Below are 18827 nucleotides of genomic sequence, written 5' to 3' on the forward strand. Positions count from 1 at the left end.
TTACGCGAAGCAGGAAGAAGCGGAACTCAAGGCCGAGCCCGCGTATCTCCAGAAGCCCGATTTCGACAGCCCATGTCCGCGACGCTTCCCCCGCCCCGCCTTCTGCCCAGTGGCGACAGCGCCGTCACGGTTGAATTCAGCCGTACCATCGACGACGCCGCCAACCAGCGCGTGCTGGCACTCGACAAGGCGCTCGCAGCAAGTCCCATCGACGGCATCACCGAGTCCGTGCCGACCTATCGCTCGCTGCTGGTGCACTACGACCCCGGCGAGATCGGCTTTGACGCACTCGGCGACAAGCTGCTCGCGCTCGCGAGCCAACCGTTGCCGCCGGCCACCAATGCGCGCCGCTGGCGCATTCCCGTCGCCTATGGCGGCGAGCACGGCATTGACCTCGAGGATGTCGCGAAGGCGCTGAACACCACGCCCGACGACATCGTCGCCCGCCACGTCGCCGGCGACTATAAGGTTGCCATGATCGGCTTCACGCCGGGCTGGTCCTATCTCAGCGGCCTCGACAAATCCCTGCAGATGTCGCGGCGACAGAATCCGCGGCTGCTGACGCCTGCCGGCACGATCTCGATCGGCGGCATCCAGGCCGGAATCCAGTGCCTGGCTGCGCCCAGCGGCTGGCACCTGCTTGGCCGCACGCCGGTGCGGACCTATCAGCTCCACCGCAATCCGACCTTCCTCACCGAACCCGGCGATCGCGTGACGTTTTTCGCAATCGACCATAAGACGTTCGAGGAACAGGATCGCGCCGCCGAGGCCGGCGAGATCATTGCCGAGCAGGTGGTCGCATGAGCCGGCTTGTGATCGCCAGCATCGGGCCTGCAAGCTCCGTCCAGGATGGCGGACGCCACGGAGCGCAACGCTATGGCCTGACGGTCAGCGGAGCGATGGACCGCCTGTCGCTCGCGGCAGCGAACACGCTTGTCGGCAACGAACCGTTCGCCGCCGCTATCGAGGTCGGCCCGTTCGGCGCCTCGTTCACCGCCCGCGACGGGGCCGTGCGGGTCGCAATTTCAGGCGCGCCGCGCAATGTGGACATCGCCGGCAGTCCGGTCGCCATGGACACATCGCTGACGCTGAAGGACGGCGAGACGCTGACGCTGGGTTTTGCTCGCAGCGGTGCGTTCACCTATCTGGCGATCGAAGGCGGGATCAAGGGCGAGCCGGTGTTCGGCAGTCTCGCGGTCAACGCCCGCGCCGGCCTCGGCAGCCCCTACCCGCGCCCGCTCCAGGCCGGTGACGAATTATCTGTCAGCGCCGCAAGCGGTGCGCCGGAGCTGCGCATCGAACTGCCGAAGCCATCGAGCGGTCCGATCCGCGTCCTGCTGGGACCGCAGGACGACGAGTTCGACGACGCCAACAAGGCGCTGTTCCTCGACAGCGAGTGGAAGATCTCGGCGACCTCCGATCGCATGGGCTACCGGCTCGAAGGCCCCGCGATCAAGCATCTGCACGGCCACAACATCGTCTCCGACGGCACGGTCAACGGCAGCATCCAGGTGCCCGGCAACGGCGCGCCGATCGCGCTGATGATGGACCGCGGCACCTCCGGCGGCTACCCGAAGATCGCAACCGTGATCACGGCCGATGTGGGCCGCCTCGCGCAGACCTCGGCAGGAACGGCGTTCCGCTTCAAGGCGGTCAGCATGGCCGAGGCGCAAGACGAGGCGAAGAAATTCGCGCAAACCATCCGCAGCCTGCCCGATCGCCTGCGCTCTGCCGACACCGTCGCGCTCAACATCGAGGCGCTCAGCGATGCCAACGTCGCGGGTTATGCTGTAAGTGCCGTCGACGCCCGGACCTGGCAGGTCGCGGCCGAGCCGTAAACGACAAGACCAAAGGCGGAGGACACCATGAAGACGATCGATCTCAATTGCGATCTCGGCGAAGGTTTTGGCGCGTGGGAGATGGGCAACGACGCTGCGATGATCGAGCTGGCGAGCTCGGTCAACGTCGCCTGCGGCTTTCATGCCGGCGACCCCGACATCATGCGCCGGACAGTCGAGCTTGCGAAGGCGCGCGGCGTCTCGGTCGGCGCACATCCCGGCTATCGCGACCTGCACGGTTTTGGCCGGCATCCGATCGCGGGGCTAAAAGCCTCCGAGATCGAGAACCTCGTCGCCTACCAGATCGGCGCGTTGCCAGGCGATCGCGACGGCCGCCGGCCACAAGGTGACGCATGTGAAGGCGCATGGCGCGCTGTCCAACGTCGCCTGCGAGGACGACATGACCGCGAAGGCGATCGCAGCCGGCATCAAGGCGGTCGATCCCGGCCTGATTTTCGTCGTGCTCGCCAATTCGAAGTTGGTGAAGGCCGGCGAAGACGCCAATCTGCCGATGGTGCACGAGGTGTTCGCCGATCGCGCCTATGAGGACGACGGCAACCTCGTCTCGCGCAAGAAGCCTGGCGCGGTGCTGCACGACGCCAAGGCCATTGCCGACCGCGTAGTGCGCATGGTGCAGGATGGCGCGGTGGTCTCGGTGACAGGCAAGGTCATCAAGATGCGCACCGACACGGTGTGCATCCACGGCGATACGCCGGGAGCAGTCGACATCGCGCGCGGCCTGCGTCAGGCCTTGAAGGATGCGGGAATCGAAGTGGCCCCGTTCAAGCGCGGGGCGTGATCAGAACGGGTGTACCGAGAGCGTGCCGAACACGATGGCCGCGATGACGGCGAAGGCGCTGTACATCGCGGCATGATGCATGCTCGCCGCGGTCCGCCGCGAGAGCGAGCGCGCGTAGAAGTGCAGCCTGGCTTCCGCCGATAGTTCGCGCATGGTCGATCTCCAACGCCCCATTTGCGGGATTATGAAGGATCAATCCGGGTGGTGGGCAAGACACCCGCGGAAATAGCGATGCGGGTTCTCCTAAGAAGCCCAATCGAAGATGCAAATTCTCCTCGCGGGCGGGTTCCGAGCATCTTATTCGTTAAAGTCCGAGGCGATCGGAACCGACCGGCCCGCCTGTGCTCGTTGCCGCGCCTTAATACACGTCAGCCTGGAAGCGGCCGGCCTTCTTGAGCTCGGCGACAAAACTGACGGCTTCGTCGGTCGAACGTGCTCCGAATTGGGCGACGATGTCGACCAGTGCGCGCTCGACGTCCTTGGCCATGCGCTTGGCATCGCCGCAGATGTAGAGATGAGCGCCCTCGGCAAGCCACGTCCACAACTCGCGACCGACCTCGCGCATGCGGTCCTGCACGTAGAACTTCTTCTCACCGTCGCGCGACCAGGCCAGCGACATGCGCGTGAGCAGGCCCGAGGTCTTCATCGCATTGAGTTCCTCCTGGTAGAAGAAGTCGCAATCGCTGCGCTGATGGCCGAAGAACAGCCAGTTCTTGCCGGGCGCACCGGTCGCCTTGCGATCGAACAGGAAGGCGCGGAACGGCGCTATGCCGGTGCCGGGACCGATCATGATGACCGGCGTCTTCGGATCCTGCGGCAAGCCGAAGCCGTGCGCCTTTTGCACATAGACCTTGAGCTTCTCGCCCTCGCCGATGCGCTCGCCGAGGAAGGTCGAGGCGACACCGATGCGCTTGCGTTTGCCGATGATGTAACGCACGGAGTCCACCGTCAGCGACAGTTTTCCGGGTGTCGCGTTGTGCGAAGACGAGATCGAATAGAGCCGCGGCTGGAGTGGCTCCAGCGCCTCGACAAAGGCCTCTGGGTGCGGACGCGTGCCCGAAAACTTCTGCAGTGCCGCCATGACGTCGAGCGTAGCGGCATCGCCATCGGGATCCTCGCCCTGCGCCAGCGCCCGCGCCTTCTCGCGCTGCGCGCCCCCGGTGATGAAGGAAAGCAGCTCGAACAGCGTGTCGGGCGCAGGCGACAACGAGACGTCGTCGATCAGCACCTCGCGCAACGTCTTGCCATTGACCTTCGTGGTGTGAGAGGCGCCGAGCAACGCGATGATCTGGTCGACGAGGCCGACCTCGTTGCGCGCAAACACGCCAAAGCTGTCGCCGACGGTATAGTCGAGCTTGCTCTCGGAGAGACCGAACTCGACGTGATAGGTTTCCTTCTCAGACTTTCCCTTGTTGAGAAGACGACGAGACAGGAAGGTCGCCGCAACAGGGTTGTCGCGTGAGCGGCCGGGCTCGGCGATCGTCACGGTCACGGCGGGGGCTGCCACCGCGTCTTGCTTGTCGGGCGCCTTGGCCATCGGCGTCTTGTCCAGCTCTTCGTACAGCGACTTCAGCATCCGCGCGGTTTCCTTGCCGCCGGGGACGCAAAGGTTGAGCCGCGCTTCACTGCGGCCCGCGATCGCCTCCGAATAGTCGTGGCAATTGTATCCGCACTGGCCGCAATCCTGCTGCGCCATCGCCGCCATCATCTTGCGGCGCACGGGACGGCCCTCGGCGAGTTTCATCCGATCCGCGATCGGCATGGTCTGGTCGTGCCACGGAGATTCGCCGTCGTCGCCGTCACCGGCTGCGCCTTGCAACACGGCGGCGCCCTGCTCGGCCGACAGCGGCGCTGCTGCATCGGGCGACAGAAGCCCGGCAAAGAAGCCGTTCAGCCAGGAGCGTTGCGCGTCGGAGAACGGAGCGCTCGTGGGAATGATGTCGAGTTTCGGCGGAGGGCTGATCTGGTTCATGAAGACACCTCGGCATCGGCAAGCTTGCGCAGCGTCTCGCCGTCGTGGCGGCGCGCAAAGGACAGGAACGTTTCGTCGGGAGACGAGCGATGGGCGATATAGGCCTTGAGCAGCCCTTCGACCGTCTTCGGCGCGTCTTCGGCCTTGAGGTCGTGATAGATCTCCTGCCCGACGTCGGCATCGGGGCCAAACCCGCCGCCGGTGAAGAGATGATAGCCCTCGACCGTGTCCTCCTCGTTCACCGGCACGCGTGCTCCGATCAGGCCGATGTCGCTGATGTAATGCTGCGCGCAGGAATGGTGGCAGCCGGTGACGTGGATGTTGACCGGCTTGTCCATCTCAACGCGCGGCTCGCACCAGTCGCCGATCTCGGCGGCGTGGCGCTTGGTATTCGCCGCGGCAAAGCGGCAGCCGGCATTGCCGGTGCAGGCGATCAGGCCGGCGCGGATGTGCGAGGCTTCGACCGCGAGCCCGATCTGCTTGATCGCCGCGACGGCGAGCTCGACATTCTCGTCGCGCACCCCTGATATCAGCAGGTTCTGCCAAACCGTCAGGCGGATATCGCCGTCACCGAGGTCCTGCGCCACCTTGGCGAGGCTCCGCATCTGATCGCAGCTGATCTTGCCGAGCGGCAGCGACACGCCGATCCAGTGCAAACCGTCCTGCTTCTGCTTGTGTACGCCGATATGCGCCATGCGGTCCGCGGCCGGCCGCGGGAGAAACGCCTCTTCCGGCACGCGCGTAAACGGCTTCTTCAGCCGCTCCTCGACGAGCTTGAGAAAGCCATCATGGCCCATGGCATCGAGCACGTATTTCAGCCGCGCCTTGCTGCGGTTGGTGCGGTCGCCGTGCTCGATGAACACGCGCACGATGGCGTCGGCAACGGCCGTGGCTTCTTCAGGCTTGACGACGATGCCGGAATATTTGGCGAAATCCTTATGCCCGGTGATGCCGCCAAGGCCGAGGCGGAACCAGACTCCGGGCTCGACGCCGAAACCGTCCTTCACTTCAAAGGCCGTGAATGCGATGTCGTTGGTCTCCTCGAGCACGGCGATCCTGCCGGCACCGTCGAAGGCGACGTTGAACTTGCGCGGCAAGCCGTACAGCGAGCGATCGTTCAGGATATGGTAGTGCCATTCGCGTGCATAAGGCCGCGTGTCGATCAGCTCCTGCGGATCGATGCCCGCCGTCGGTGTCCCCGTCACATTGCGGATGTTGTCGGCGCCTGAGCCGCGCGAGCACAGGCCGAGGTCCTGAACGCCCTCGATCAGCTTCACGGCGTTCTTTGGCGGGATCTCGCGAAGCTGCAGATTGGCGCGCGTCGTGACGTGGCTGTAGGGCCCGCACGTTTCATCGGCGAGATCGGCAAGGCCGGACAGCTGCCAGTGCTTCAGGATGCCGTTCGGAATCCGCAGACGGCACATATAGGAGTCCTGCGTCGGCGCGACGTAGAAGATGCCGTAATAGCGCCAGCGGAAATTGTCCGCCAGGCTTGGCGGCGTATTGTCGAGCGCCTGCTGGCGGAGACGCGGATAAGCATCGAAGGGATGCTCGTCGCGCTTGATCTTCTCCTGATCGGCGAGCTTCTTGCCCGCGGCGATGACCTTGTCCTGCGCCTTGATGTGCACGGCATCGGGGCCGGTCGGTTCGGGGCTCGCCTTGCCGGCGCCGCCGAGACCGCGGCCGACCCGGCTGATCTGCAAACCGCTCGTGAAGCCTTCGAGATAGCGTTTCTGGTCGTCGGTAAAGTCGACTGAGACGGTGTCGATTTTCATGGTCAGTAACGAAGCTCCTGCGGCCACCTGGGTGTCGACGGAAAGTGCACGACCCGCGAGGAACTCGGCTGGCTTGATAGCCGGCTCTGCACCCAACGGTCCGATCAGCTTCGTTGCTGCGGGACTGGCTCAGCAGGCACCTGTGACAGGCTGGCCGCACTGCAACATTCAAGTTGCGTGCCAGCTTTGATGAAATGAAACTTGGTGCAATATCAGATGATTAGGCGCGCCCTAGGGAACTCGCGCCTCTGGAATTCTTATGAAATTCGAGCAGTCGGCCTAAAATTTAGACGCTGATCTCCAGCGCCCAAAAACAATGCAAACGCGAATCAGGCCTTCCAGCGGCCCACCTCGAAGGCCGCAAGATGCCCCCGAATATTCGCGGGATCAAAAGCGGGGCCGGCAAATGCGCCGAATGCCGCGGGGGCTTGCGTGGGCGGCCGTCGGCCGAGAGCGCCGTCGTAGAGGTCGGGCCTGAACACCGCCATCGCTGTCTTGACGCCCTCCGAACTCAACGCCGTCTGCCCCCAGCGCACCATCTGCGCATAGAGCCAGGCGGCCTGGACCGGATCGGGGCGCCCTGCCTCTTCGCGTCCCACCAGAAGGTAGCTGCCACTCTCGCGAAAGGTGCCGTCCGGCGAAATCTTGAGGCGTCCCGTGAGGGTGCGCTGGATGACTTCGGCGTCGACTCCGATCCGTTCGGGCTGCGCCAGGATCCGCGCCGCTTCGGTTCGGTTTTCCGGATGCTCAATGAACTCGGCCGCCTTCACCCGCGGCGCGCACGAGGCTAGCGACCACGTCGGGATGCTTGTCGGCCCAGACCTGGCGAACTGCCAGCACCTTCTCCGCCGCGTGGGCGAGGATGTCGGAGACGAAATGCAGGATATGGCCGATGCCGAGATCGACCGCGATCGAATTCCAGGGCGCGCCGACGCAGAACGCATCGACGTGGCCGTTGGCAAGACTATCGACCATGTAGGGCGGCGGCAGCACCACGAGGCGCACATCCTCGTCGGGATCGACGCCGGCCGCCGCCATCCAGAACCGCAATTGGTAATTGTGGGTGGAGAACGGGAAGGTCATGCCGAAGGTCAACGGATCGGCTCCCGCCTTGCGCCGTTTGGCGACAACGCGTGCCAACGCTTTTGCCGTAGCGAGCGGATCGAAGCGATCGCCGTCGATCTCCTCCATCAGCGCCGCATGAAGCGCCGGCGACACCGTGATCGCGTTGCCGTTGATGCCGAGATTGAAGGGCGCCGCGATCGGCACCTTGACGTGACCGAGCCCGAGCGACGACGCGATTGCGACCGGCGCCAGCAGATGCGCCGCGTCGAACAGGCCGATATTGAGCTTGTCGCGGACGTTGGACCAAGAGACTTCGCGCACCAGTTCGACATCGAGCCCTTCGGCCGCGGCGAAGCCCTTGTCGACGGCAACGATCAGCGCGGCGGCATCGACCAGCGGAATGAACCCGATGCGGAGAGGAGCGGTCATTTCAGCATCTCCGACGCGGTGATGATCGACTGCGCGATCTCGCCGATTTTCTTCTTCTCGCGCATCGCAGTGGAGCGCAGCAGCACATAGGCCTCGTCCTCGGTGAGGCCCTTCACCTTCATCAGGATGCCCTTGGCCTTTTCGATGATCTTACGATCCTCGAGCTGCGACTTGGTGCGCTCCAGCTCCTCCTGGAGTTTTGCGAAAGCATTGAAGCGGGACACGCAAAGGTCGAGGATCGGCTTGATGCGTTCCTTCTTCAACCCGTCGACGATGTAGGCGGAGACCCCCGCTTCCACGGACGCCTGGATCGAGGATGAATCGCTCTGATCCACGAACATCGCGATCGGCCGCTTCACGGCGCGGCTGACCTGGAACATCGCCTCCAGCACGTCGCGGCTGGGATTTTCGAGATCAATCACGATGATGTCGGGGTCGACCGCATAAATACGGGCAAGCAGGCTCTGCATTTCACGGATATGGACGATCTGCGTGAATCCGGCCTCCCGCAACCCTTCTTCGAGGATCGCAGCCCGGATCGGGCTTTCGTCGACGATCACGATTTTGGGTGACTGTTCGGCGCTCATAGCTCACTCACGGCAGGTGATTCACCCATAGCACGCCGGAGGGCCCTGCAAAGGGTTGTAATTATGGGCAATTGGGACTAGCTCAGGCCCGTCAATCAGGCAGATTTGGATATGGATCAGACGGCTGCGCCCAAGGTGAGCTTCGTGTCGCTCGGGTGTCCCAAGGCATTGGTGGATTCCGAGCGTATCATCACGCGCCTGCGCGCCGAGGGCTACGAGCTTGCCCGCAAGCATGACGGGGCCGACATCGTCATCGTTAACACCTGTGGTTTCCTCGACAGCGCCAAGCAGGAATCGCTCTCGGCGATCGGCGAGGCCATGGCCGAGAACGGCAAGGTGATCGTGACGGGTTGCATGGGCGCCGAACCCGAGCAGATCGAGCAGGCCTATCCCGGTGTGCTCTCCATCACCGGCCCGCAGCAATATGAGAGCGTGCTGGACGCCGTGCACCGCGCGCTGCCACCGGCGCACAATGCGCATCTCGATCTGGTGCCGCCGCAGGGCATCAAGCTGACGCCGCGCCACTACGCGTATCTGAAGATCTCCGAGGGCTGCAACAACCGCTGCACCTTCTGCATCATTCCGAAGCTGCGCGGCGATCTCGTCTCTCGTCCGGCCAATGACGTGCTGCGCGAGGCCGAACGCCTGGTCAGTGCCGGCGTGAAAGAGCTGCTGGTGATCTCGCAGGACACTTCGGCCTATGGCGTCGATCTCAAATATGCCGAGAGCCCGTGGAAGGATCGCCAGGTCCGCGCCAGATTCCTCGATCTCGCGCGCGAGCTCGGCGAACTCGGCGCCTGGGTGCGGCTCCAATATGTCTACCCCTACCCGCATGTCGACGAGGTCATCGCGCTGATGGCGGAGGGCAAGGTGCTGCCCTATCTCGACATCCCGTTCCAGCATGCGAGTCCCGAGGTGCTGAAGGCGATGAAACGTCCGGCGGCGCAGGACAAGACGCTGACGCGAATCAAGCGCTGGCGCGAGGAATGCCCCGATCTCGCCCTGCGCTCGACCTTCATCGTCGGCTTCCCCGGCGAGACCGATGCCGACTTCGCCTATCTGCTCGACTGGCTGGACGAAGCCGAGATTGATCGGCTCGGCTGCTTCAAATACGAGCCGGTCGCAGGCGCAACGTCGAACGCGATCGGGAATCCTGTTGCGGAAGAGATCAAGCAGGAGCGCTACAACGCGCTGATGGCCCGCCAGCAGAAGATCTCAGCGCGCAGGCTGAAGCGCAAGGTCGGCACGCGCCAGCAGATCATCATCGATGAGGTCGGTCCGACTGTTTCGAAAGGCCGCTCCAAGGCCGATGCGCCCGAGATCGACGGCGCGGTTTACCTGTCGAGCCGCCGCCCCTTGCGCGTTGGCGAGATCGTCACCGCGAAGATCGAGCGCGCCGACCAATACGACCTGCACGGCAGCGTCGCGGGATTCTGACGGCGCTTCGTCACACCAGCCATTTCGGCACCCAGCGCTCCGGCCGCGGTGCGCGCGCAAGATCAGCCTGTGCCTCGGACAGCTTCGCAGGTTCGCCGTCGATGCTCGGGCGCACATCGTATTCGAAGTTCGGCATGACCCGGCCGTCGGCATAGAGTCCGAACTTCATGGCGTGCCACAGCCCGAGCTCGGGCTGCGCGCGGCGCATCTCCTCACGCAGATCGCGCAGCAGGGATTCGATCGAGCCGGCTTCCTCGAACGGCTGCGGCCCGCGCGTCAGGACGCGCGCCTCGTATTGCTTGCCGACGATCGCGATCTCGAAGTTCGTCTTGTCCCAGGGTTTCTTGCCTTTAGGCAGATGCGCGGCGAGGCGCCAGCCGAGCTCGGCCATCAAGCGATGATTGGCCCAGTAGTCTTCGCGATCCCGACTCCATTTTTCCACGAAGCCGCGAAAGTCGGGCAGCTCCGACGAATTGTCATCGGGCGCCGCCGCCTCCCCGGTTGGCCGTCCGGCGAGCCACTGTGCGAGTTCGACCGTCTGGCATTCGACCTCGTCATGCGGCAGCAGATCGTGCCACGCCTTGTCGAATTGCTGCAATGTCAATTTTGCGAGCAGGCCATCGAGGCTCGGCGCCAGCAGCTCGTAGTCGCCCTCGGAGCCAAGCCCCACGATCGGCGGATTGTCGCGGTCAAGGCCCGCGCCATACCAGCCGCCGACGGCCGAGCCATCCGGCAGCCGCATGAACAGCGAAAACCTGTCGCGCAAGGGACTGCCGTCGAAGATCGGCGCCTGATCGGAAAACTGGCCTTGCAGCGAGAAGCAGCCGACGCTGCCCCAGGGGCGCCCCTTCAGCCAGCCGGCGAAGTCGACCAAAAGGGATGGTGCCTCGATGCCCGGCGGAAACGCGCCGCGAATGCTGTCGAGGTCGATCGGGTAAGGCGTGTCGGACAAGGTTTAAAACTATCTGGTTGGTCCCGCCCCTCTTGGTCTGAACCGTCATGCGTACGGTTCGAACCAATTCGCGTTGGTCGATCACAAACGCGCTAGAGACGTGATGGTTTCTAGGCGCACGATCGATAAAATTCAATCGTGCGAGTGACATCCGGCGCATCGTACCGCGCGCAACCGCACGAGTTGCGCCTCCTCGTCACCCGCGACGTCACAACCGCCACACGCCGGGCAAGCCACGGATCGGACCTGCCCCATGCACGCTGGGCGGGTGATCTGTAAAACGCCTGCTTGACAAGCCCCGCCATTCGCCTGTATTGCCGCGCCCCATGATCAACGCTCGGACCCATCAGCGCATCGAAATGCTCCGCCGTCGCTTCCGCGACGATGAGAGGGTGCGCCATGTCCGACGACGCCGCTGAACCACTGAATTCAGCCCAGTTTTCGAGAAGGCCGCACCCGCAAGGTGCGGCCTTTTTGCATTTCGCGCGCATTTTTGATCCGCCTCCAGAGGAGTTCGACATGACCACGCACCCGTATGACGCGCTGATGGACATCACCGCTCGGCCCAAGGCCGTGTTCGTCCGCGGCGCCGGCTCCTACCTCTGGGACGACAGCCGCAAGCGCTATCTCGATTTTGTGCAGGGCTGGGCCGTCAACTGCCTCGGCCACTCCCCGCCCGCGATCGCCGACGCGCTCGCCGCGCAAGCCAAGCGGCTGTTGACGCCGAGCCCGGCCTTCTACAACGAGCCCAGCCTGAAGCTCGCGCAGGCGCTGGTCGCAAACAGTGCGTTCGACCAGGTGTTCTTCGCCAATTCCGGCGCGGAAGCCAACGAGGGCGCGATCAAGCTCGCGCGCAAATATGGCAGCCTGCACAGAGGCGGCGCGTTCGAGATCATCAGCTTCGAGGGTGGCTTCCACGGCCGGACGCTGGCGACGATGTCGGCCTCGGGCAAGAAGGCCTTTGAGCCACTGTTCGAGCCGAAGGTCGCGGGCTTCAAGAAGGCGAAGCTCAACGACATCGCTTCGATCGAAAAGCTGATCAACGACAACACCGTCGCTGTGATGCTCGAGCCGATCCAGGGCGAGTCCGGCGTGTGGCCTGCAACCGATCAGTTCTTGCAGGAGTTGCGCGCGCTTACCGACGCGCACGGTCTCCTGCTGATCTTCGACGAGATCCAGACCGGCATGGGCCGGACCGGCAAGCTCTTCCACTACGAGCATACGGGCATCGCGCCCGACATCATGAGTCTCGGCAAGGGCATCGGCGGTGGCGTGCCGCTCGCAGCCCTGCTCGCGACCGAACGCGCGGCCTGCTTCGAGCACGGTGATCAGGGCGGCACATTCAACGGCAACCCTATCATGTGCGCGGCAGGACTTGCGGTGCTCGACGAGGTCAGCAAGCCGGACTTCCTCAAGGCGGTCACCGAGACCGGCTTGCTGCTCGAAAGCGAATTGCAAAAGGTCTCCGCCCGGCACGGCCTCGGCGAGGTGCGCGGCCGCGGCCTGTTGCTCGCGCTCGACCTCAAGCTGCCGATCGCACCCGGCATCGTCGCGCAGGCGTTCGAGGCCGGCGTGCTCCTCAACGCGCCGCAGGTCGACACGCTGCGCTTCATGCCGGCGCTGAACGTCACGCGGGCCGAGATCGCCGAGATGATCGGCTGCCTCGACGGGATTTTGATCAGGGCCGGCGCGGCACGGCGGGTGGCGTAAGGCCTGCCTCGTACCCCCGAACGCAGCGCAGCGCCCCTTCGCGGTGCGCTGCAGAGCCGGGACACGGGAGCGGATGACGACGGAAGAACTACGGCTTCAAGATCGACGCGCCCGTGGTCTTGCGGCTTTCGAGATCGATATGCGCTTTGGCGGCGTCCTTGAGCGCGTAGGCGTGGTTGATCGGCACGTGCAGCTTGCCATTGATGACAGCGGCGAACAGCGTGTCGGCGCCTTCCAGCAACTCCTTGCGGGTGCCGACATAGTCGTTGAGCTTCGGCCTCGTCGCAAACAGCGAGCCATGTGCGTTGAGTTCGGCGATCGAAAACGGCGGCACCGGGCCTGAGGCATTGCCGAAGGAGACGAACATGCCGCGCGGCTTGAGGCAGGATAGCGAGCCCGGGAAGGTCGCTTTGCCGACGCCGTCATAGACGACGTCGCAGCCCTCGTTGCGGCTGATTTGTTTGACGCGCGCGACGAAGTCTTCCTCGTTGTAGAGGATGACGTGGTCGCAGCCATTGGCCTCGGCAAGCTCGGCCTTTTCGCGCGAGCCGACGGTGCCGATGACGTGGGCGCCCATTGCCCTCGCCCATTGGCAGGCGAGCAGGCCGATGCCGCCGGCCGCGGCATGGATCAGCACGCGATGATGCGGCTCGACCTTGAAGGTCTTGTGCAGGAGATACCAGACGGTCAGCCCCTTCAGCATCAGCACGGCGCCCTGCTCGTGGGTGATGTGGTCGGGTAGCTTGACCAGTTTCTCCCAAGGGATATTGCGCTCGCCGGTATAGGCGCCAAGGTTGTAGTAGTAGGCGACGCGGTCGCCGGGATGAAAATTGGTCACGCCCGGCCCGACAGCGACGACTTCGCCCGAGGCCTCATTGCCGGCGATGAAAGGCAGCCCGGGCGCCTTGTAGAGGCCGGTGCGGTAATAGACGTCGATGAAGTTGAGGCCGACCGCATGCTGGCGGATGCGCACCTCGCCCGGGCCGGGCGCCGGAACATCGACGCTCTCATAGACCAGGGCTTCGGGGCCTCCGACCTTGTGGACACGGACGGCTTTGGTCATCGCCTGACCTCCTCTTCTCGCAGGCCAGCGAAAGGCATCGCGCCCGCCTTGTCAACTCGACACCGGCTGGAATGGCTAGACCGACGGCTTGCCGGTTTTCCTGCGGTTGCGCTTCGCCAGCACGTTGAAGAATTCGACCGCCGCCGAGAACGCGATTGCGAAATAGATGTAGCCGCGCGGGATGTGGAACTGGAATCCGTCCGCCACCAGCGCGACACCGATCAGCACCAGGAACGCCAGCGCCAGCATTTTCGTGGTCGGATGCTCCGCGACGAATCGCGACACCGGCCCGGATGAAATGTACATGATCAGGCAGGCGATCACGACGGCCGCGATCATGATCTCGATGTCCTGCGCCATGCCGATCGCCGTGATGATCGAGTCCAGCGAGAACACGATGTCGATGATCACGATCTGGACGATCACCCAGAAGAAGGCGTTACGAGGGGAGTTCTCGTCGCCCTCGCCGTCATCGGCTTCGACCTCACCATGAATCTCGTGCGTTGCCTTCGCGATCAGGAACAAGCCGCCGCCGATCAGGATGAGGTCGCGCCAGGAGAAGCCGTAACCCGAAAACGAAAACACCGGCGCGGTCAGGCCGATCAGCCAGACCAGCAGGCTGAGCAGGATGATGCGGAAGATCAGCGCCAGCGCGAGCCCGATCTGGCGGGCGCGATGCGCCTGATTCTCGGGGATGCGCGAGACGATTACCGACAGGAAGATGACGTTGTCGATGCCGAGCACGATCTCGAGTGACGTCAAGGTGAGGAGCGCGGCCCAGGCTTCGGGGCTTGTCAACAGGTGCATCATGCGAAGGATCTTGTCAGCCGTATCAATGCGTCGCTGAAGCTGATCCAGAGCGCGATCGCGCAGAGCGCGACAGTCACGCCGGTGCCGACGCGAAAGTCCATCTGCAGCGTGTAGAGGGAGAGCAGAGCCCAGATTGCGATCAGCGACATGGTCAGCCAGCGCAGCCGCACGACACGCACCGGATGCAGCACGTGGAACGGCACGAAGGTCAGCACCACCAGGCTTGCTACCAGCAGCGTCGACAGCAGCGGCGGCCAGTGCAGCAGGAACAGATAAAACGCCGCCGCATTCCACAGCGCCGGAAAACCGCGAAAATGATTGTCGTCGGCCTTCATGCGCAGATCGGCGAAATATAGTGCGCTGGTGACGATGATGGCGACACCTAGCAAGGGTGCAGCGACCGGCAGGAGCAAGCCGCTGGCCACGATCGCATAGGCCGGCACGAACACGTAGGTGACGAAATCGACCACGAGATCGAGCACGTCGCCCGACCAGTTCGGCTGCACGTCCTTGACGTTGAGCCGGCGCGCGATCGGCCCGTCGATCGCGTCGATGATGAGGGCGACGCCCAGCCATTGAAACATCGCCGCCCAGTGCTCGCGCACGGCCTCGAGCATTGCCAGCAGCGCGATCGCCGCACCGAACGCGGTGAAGATGTGCACCGAGAAGGCGGCGGCGCGGATCGCGGGCCTGGGCTTCAGGGAATCCTCTTGGCTGTCCATGGCTTCTGCTATCAGAATGACACCGGTTTGCACATAAGCCATTGCGGCGCCCGGTCGCACAATTCGTCATAAAATCAGGGAAATATGAGTGGGCTTGAATTTGCCGTGGGGCGTGTCAAATGTCGTTCCATGACAGATGCATCGACACTCTTTGACGCGGCCGTGATCGGCGGCGGACCGGCGGGACTTAGCGCGGCCATCGCACTGGCGCAGGCGGGCGCACGGACCGCGCTGGTGGCGCGGCGCGTGCCCTATGCCGACAACCGCACCACCGCCCTGCTCGGTGCTTCCGTCGGTCTCCTGGAAACGCTCGATGTCTGGTGGCGCTGCAAGGACAAGGCGGCATCTCTCGAGATCATGCGGCTCGTCGACGACACGGGCCGGCTGTTCCGCGCGCCGGAGGTCCGGTTCTCCTGTCACGAAATCGGCCTCGATGCCTTCGGTTACAACATCGACAACCGCTCGCTGATGCTGGCGCTGGAAGCGCGCGCGGCCGAGTTGCCCGGTCTCGTCCGTTTCGATGACGAGGCCGAAGCCGTTGTCATCGAAGCCGACGACGTCGCGATCCGCACCGCCGCCGCGCAATTCCTCTCTGCCCGTCTCGTGGTGGGCGCCGACGGCCGCCATTCGCTCTGCCGCGAAGCCTCCGGCATCACGGTGACGCGGCGCGAGCTGAACCAGACGGCGCTGACCTTCAACGTCGGCCACGCGCGCCCGCATCGCAACGTCTCGACCGAGTTCCACACGCCGCATGGCCCTTGCGTGTTCGTGCCCCTGCCCGGCGACCGCTCCAGCGTCGTCTGGGTCTCGGCGCCTGCGGACGCCGAACGGCTTCGCGGCCTGGGCGACGCGGAGCTGTCCGCCGCGATCGAGAAGCAATCGCATTCCATTTTGGGCCGCATGACGGTGGAGCCCGGGCGCAACCTGTTCCCGCTGGGAATCGAACGCCCCAAATCCTTCGGCCGCGACCGCATCGCGCTGGTCGGTGAAGCCGCCCATGTGGTTCCCCCGATCGGCGCCCAGGGTCTCAATCTCGGCCTGCGAGATGCCGCCGACATTGCCAGGCTCGCAGGCGACGCCATCGCATCGAGTCAGGATCCCGGCGCAGCCGACGTGCTCAAACGCTACGACCGGGCCCGGCGTCCGGACATTCTGAGTCGGACCTTTGCGATCGACATCGCCAACCGCTCCCTGCTCAACGATTTCCTCCCGCTCCAGCCGGTCCGCGCGGTCGGCATGCACCTGCTCGGCGCGTTCGGCCCGCTCCGGCGTTTTGCGATGCGCGAGGGCCTGACGCCGACGTGGCGGCGCTAAGGTTTAAGGAAACGCCAGCCGGCCGGTCTGGATCGCCCACATCACGCTGGTCAGCGTGACCACGGACGCAAACGTTCCGAGCAGCACCGCCACGGAGGCAGATTCGATCCAGGCGTCGTTCTGCCGGGCGATGACGAACACGTTCAGCGCCGGCGGCAGTGACGCCATCAGCACGGCGGTCGCGGCCCAGGGCTGCGCGAACGGACCGAACGCCAACATCAGGCCGAAAGCTGCGAGCGGATGGATCAGGAGCTTGACCGCGATCACGCCCGGCACTTCCCAGGGTACGCGGTCGAAAGGGCGGAGCGCCACCGTCACGCCGAGCACGAACAGCGCGGTCGGGGCGGCTGCGTTCTGGAGGAAGGTGATGGTGCGGTCGAGCGCGACCGGCATCTCGATATGGAGCGATGCGAAGGCCGCGCCGAAGCAGGCCGACATGATCAGCGGGTTGAGCACGATCTGTTTCAACACGACGCCGAAGGCGTGCACGATCGAGGGATGATCGCGGTCGGAGAGCTCGATCAGCAACGGCACGATAGTGAACAGGAAGATGCTGTCGCAGCAGAAAATCAGCGCGGTCGGCGCCGACGCCTTGGTTCCGAGCACGGCGAGCGCGAGCCCCGGCCCCATGTAGCCGATATTGCCGTAGCCGCCGGAGAGTCCGGCGAGCGTCGCCTCGCGCAGCGTCAGGCGGCCGAGAAATTTGCCGACGACCAGCGCCAGGGTGAATGCCGCAACCGTCGACAGCGTGGTCGCGATCAGGAACGGCGGGTTGTTCAATTCCGAGAACGGCGTCTTCGACATGATCGCAAACAGCAGCGCCGGCAGCGACACATAGAGCAGGAAGAAGTTCATCCAGGCGAGGCCCGATTCCGGCAGGGATTTGACCTTGCCGCAGGCGAATCCAACGAAGATCAAGCCGAAATAAGGTAGAGCGAGATTAAGGATATCGACCATTGATGAAGTGTTTTCTGAGGACATGGGGGCTATCTGCCCCGTAAGCGCGGGTTAATTCCAGATCAGGGCACTAGCATCGGCCACAATCCTGGTCTATCGACGGGGAATGATTAAAGCGCGGACCGCCAAATTCCAGATCGGACAGGTCGTGCGCCACCGGATCTTCTCGTTCCGGGGCGTGATCTTCGACATCGATCCGGAATTCAACAACACCGAGGAGTGGGTGGCTGTCGATTCCCGAGGAGGTGCGGCCCCACAAGGACCAGCCGTTCTATCATTTGCTCGCCGAAAACGCGGAATCGGAATACGTCGCCTACGTCTCCGAACAGAACCTGGTGCCGGACGATTCCGGCGAGCCGGTCCGGCATTCCCAGGTCACCGAGATCTTCATCAAGGACAAGGCCGGCGGCTATCGTCCGCGGAACCCGTCGCTGAACTGATCTTCGCTCGGACACATCTTCGCTCAGACAAACAATATGGGTCAGAAAAAAAGGCGCTCGAACCGAGCGCCTTTTTCATGTCCGGGATTGGGTCCCGATTACTTCTGAGCGGTCGGAGGTGCGCCGGGCGCGCCACCCTGCTGCTCGAGCTTCTTGCGCTGCTCGTCAGCCTTCTTCTGAAGCTCTTCCTGAAGCTTCTTCTGAGTTTCCTCGAACACCTTCGGATCGGTCGGCGGACCGTCATAGGCCTTCTGGAATTCGCCGGCGAGCGGCAGCGGCAGGGTCAGCGGCGCGCCGTTGGCATTGATCGCCTGAACAACGAGGTTCTGGCCCTTCTTCATGTTGTTGATGAACTCGGGCGTGGCCTCGTAATCGGACATGCAGCCGTTCTGGAAGCAGATCACATACGGGCTCTGCAACGGCGGATTGTTGTCCACGATGATGCGAGTGCCGTGCACCAGCTGCATGCCGAGCGGCAGCGTCACGCGCAGGATCTTCTTCGGCTCGCCTTCCGGCTCGATGATGACGGCCGCGATGACCGGCTGGCCCGACTCGATACGGCCGTCCTTGCCGGTGAAGCAAACTTGCTTGGCATTGGCGTCCTGGCCCTTGAGGCAGAACTTGGTCCAGGGGGCGTAGATCAGCTGGATCTGCTGATCCGCCGGCTGAGCCGCGCCCTGCTGCGCCGGAGCGCCCTGAGCGGCCGGCTGCTGGGCAGGTGCCTGAGCGGCCGCCGCCGGGGCCTTTGGGGCAGCCTTCGGAGCGGCTTTCGGGGCGGCCTTGGGCGCGGGTGCGCCCGGAGCCGGGGCCTGAGCCTCGGCGGCAAATGGGACGGCCAACGCCGTCGCCGTCAACAAGGCGAGAAGTCGCCCGCGCGGCCGGACGGACGCGGCCAAGTAACGGAAATTCATTGCGGAAAACCCTTTCTGAACGGGAAGTGCCCGAACCGCTTCGACG

General features: G+C 64.2%; 15 protein-coding genes and 3 pseudogenes. 7 read left to right on the forward strand and 11 right to left on the reverse strand.

Annotated features, from left to right (window positions below):
* The first annotated feature begins 72 nt into the window (after positions 1 to 72).
* The 3 genes and pseudogenes from pxpB to ACVWW3_RS11530 all read left to right on the forward strand — a co-directional run bounded on the left by pxpB (position 73) and on the right by ACVWW3_RS11530 (position 2637).
* A complete protein-coding gene (pxpB, locus tag ACVWW3_RS11520) occupies positions 73 to 804 on the forward strand; it encodes a 5-oxoprolinase subunit PxpB (RefSeq protein WP_456649985.1) in 732 nt (243 codons plus the stop codon).
* Positions 801 to 1838 (forward strand): 5-oxoprolinase subunit C family protein, encoded by a 1038-nt coding sequence (locus ACVWW3_RS11525; RefSeq protein WP_456649984.1) that lies wholly within the window; start codon positions 801 to 803, stop codon positions 1836 to 1838. The genes pxpB and ACVWW3_RS11525 overlap by 4 nt, the downstream gene beginning before the upstream one ends.
* Positions 1839 to 1865: 27 nt before the next feature.
* Positions 1866 to 2637 (forward strand): annotated as a pseudogene (locus ACVWW3_RS11530) (LamB/YcsF family protein).
* Here ACVWW3_RS11530 and ACVWW3_RS11535 read toward each other — a convergent pair.
* From ACVWW3_RS11535 to ACVWW3_RS11555, 5 genes and pseudogenes are all read right to left on the reverse strand, one after another.
* Positions 2638 to 2790, reverse strand: coding sequence for a hypothetical protein (locus ACVWW3_RS11535; protein WP_247346884.1), 153 nt, complete (start codon positions 2788 to 2790; stop codon positions 2638 to 2640).
* Between the two features lie 205 nt (positions 2791 to 2995).
* A complete protein-coding gene (locus tag ACVWW3_RS11540; RefSeq protein ID WP_456649982.1) occupies positions 2996 to 4609 on the reverse strand; it encodes a sulfite reductase subunit alpha in 1614 nt (537 codons plus the stop codon).
* Entirely contained in the window at positions 4606 to 6384 is a 1779-nt protein-coding gene (locus tag ACVWW3_RS11545; protein WP_456649981.1) for a NirA family protein, read from the reverse strand. The genes ACVWW3_RS11540 and ACVWW3_RS11545 overlap by 4 nt, the downstream gene beginning before the upstream one ends.
* Positions 6385 to 6713: 329 nt before the next feature.
* Positions 6714 to 7878, reverse strand: a pseudogene (locus tag ACVWW3_RS11550) (CmpA/NrtA family ABC transporter substrate-binding protein).
* Positions 7875 to 8465 carry an ANTAR domain-containing response regulator gene (locus tag ACVWW3_RS11555; RefSeq protein WP_247346876.1) on the reverse strand — a complete coding sequence of 197 codons (591 nt, stop codon included), beginning with the start codon at positions 8463 to 8465 and terminating at the stop codon, positions 7875 to 7877. The pseudogene ACVWW3_RS11550 and the gene ACVWW3_RS11555 overlap by 4 nt, the downstream one beginning before the upstream one ends.
* Positions 8466 to 8576: 111 nt before the next feature.
* On the opposite strand from ACVWW3_RS11555, the gene rimO reads away from it, so the two are divergent.
* Positions 8577 to 9902, forward strand: a complete 1326-nt coding sequence (gene rimO, locus ACVWW3_RS11560; RefSeq protein ID WP_456649979.1) for a 30S ribosomal protein S12 methylthiotransferase RimO — start codon at positions 8577 to 8579, stop codon at positions 9900 to 9902.
* Positions 9903 to 9912: 10 nt separating this feature from the next.
* Here rimO and ACVWW3_RS11565 read toward each other — a convergent pair whose 3' ends face one another.
* On the reverse strand, positions 9913 to 10854 hold the full coding sequence (locus tag ACVWW3_RS11565) for a hypothetical protein (protein WP_456649978.1): 942 nt from the start codon (positions 10852 to 10854) through the stop codon (positions 9913 to 9915).
* A 519-nt stretch (positions 10855 to 11373) separates the two neighbouring features.
* Between ACVWW3_RS11565 and ACVWW3_RS11570 the strand changes: the two genes are divergently transcribed.
* Positions 11374 to 12564, forward strand: coding sequence for an acetylornithine transaminase (locus tag ACVWW3_RS11570; protein WP_456649977.1), 1191 nt, complete (start codon positions 11374 to 11376; stop codon positions 12562 to 12564).
* A gap of 88 nt (positions 12565 to 12652) precedes the next feature.
* On the opposite strand, the gene ACVWW3_RS11575 is transcribed toward ACVWW3_RS11570, so the two are convergent.
* The 3 genes from ACVWW3_RS11575 to pcsA all read right to left on the reverse strand — a co-directional run bounded on the left by ACVWW3_RS11575 (position 12653) and on the right by pcsA (position 15201).
* Positions 12653 to 13627, reverse strand: a complete 975-nt coding sequence (locus ACVWW3_RS11575) for a quinone oxidoreductase family protein (protein WP_456649976.1) — start codon at positions 13625 to 13627, stop codon at positions 12653 to 12655.
* A gap of 75 nt (positions 13628 to 13702) precedes the next feature.
* On the reverse strand, positions 13703 to 14437 hold the full coding sequence (locus tag ACVWW3_RS11580) for a TerC family protein (protein ID WP_456649975.1): 735 nt from the start codon (positions 14435 to 14437) through the stop codon (positions 13703 to 13705).
* A complete protein-coding gene (gene pcsA, locus ACVWW3_RS11585) occupies positions 14434 to 15201 on the reverse strand; it encodes a phosphatidylcholine synthase (RefSeq protein ID WP_456649974.1) in 768 nt (255 codons plus the stop codon). The genes ACVWW3_RS11580 and pcsA overlap by 4 nt, the downstream gene beginning before the upstream one ends.
* 87 nt (positions 15202 to 15288) lie before the next feature.
* On the opposite strand from pcsA, the gene ACVWW3_RS11590 reads away from it, so the two are divergent.
* A complete protein-coding gene (locus tag ACVWW3_RS11590; protein WP_456649973.1) occupies positions 15289 to 16473 on the forward strand; it encodes a UbiH/UbiF family hydroxylase in 1185 nt (394 codons plus the stop codon).
* A gap of 3 nt (positions 16474 to 16476) precedes the next feature.
* On the opposite strand, the gene ACVWW3_RS11595 is transcribed toward ACVWW3_RS11590, so the two are convergent.
* Positions 16477 to 17430: an AEC family transporter gene (locus ACVWW3_RS11595; RefSeq protein WP_247346931.1), complete on the reverse strand. Its 954-nt coding sequence runs from the start codon at positions 17428 to 17430 to the stop codon at positions 16477 to 16479.
* Between the two features lie 106 nt (positions 17431 to 17536).
* On the opposite strand from ACVWW3_RS11595, the pseudogene hspQ reads away from it, so the two are divergent.
* Positions 17537 to 17870 (forward strand): annotated as a pseudogene (gene hspQ / locus ACVWW3_RS11600) (heat shock protein HspQ).
* Positions 17871 to 17968: 98 nt separating this feature from the next.
* Here the strand turns inward: hspQ and ACVWW3_RS11605 are convergent.
* Complete coding sequence (locus tag ACVWW3_RS11605) at positions 17969 to 18781, reverse strand: invasion associated locus B family protein (RefSeq protein WP_456649972.1); 813 nt, start codon at positions 18779 to 18781, stop codon at positions 17969 to 17971.
* Positions 18782 to 18827 lie beyond the last annotated feature (46 nt).

Source organism: Bradyrhizobium sp. LM2.9 (assembly GCF_054056555.1).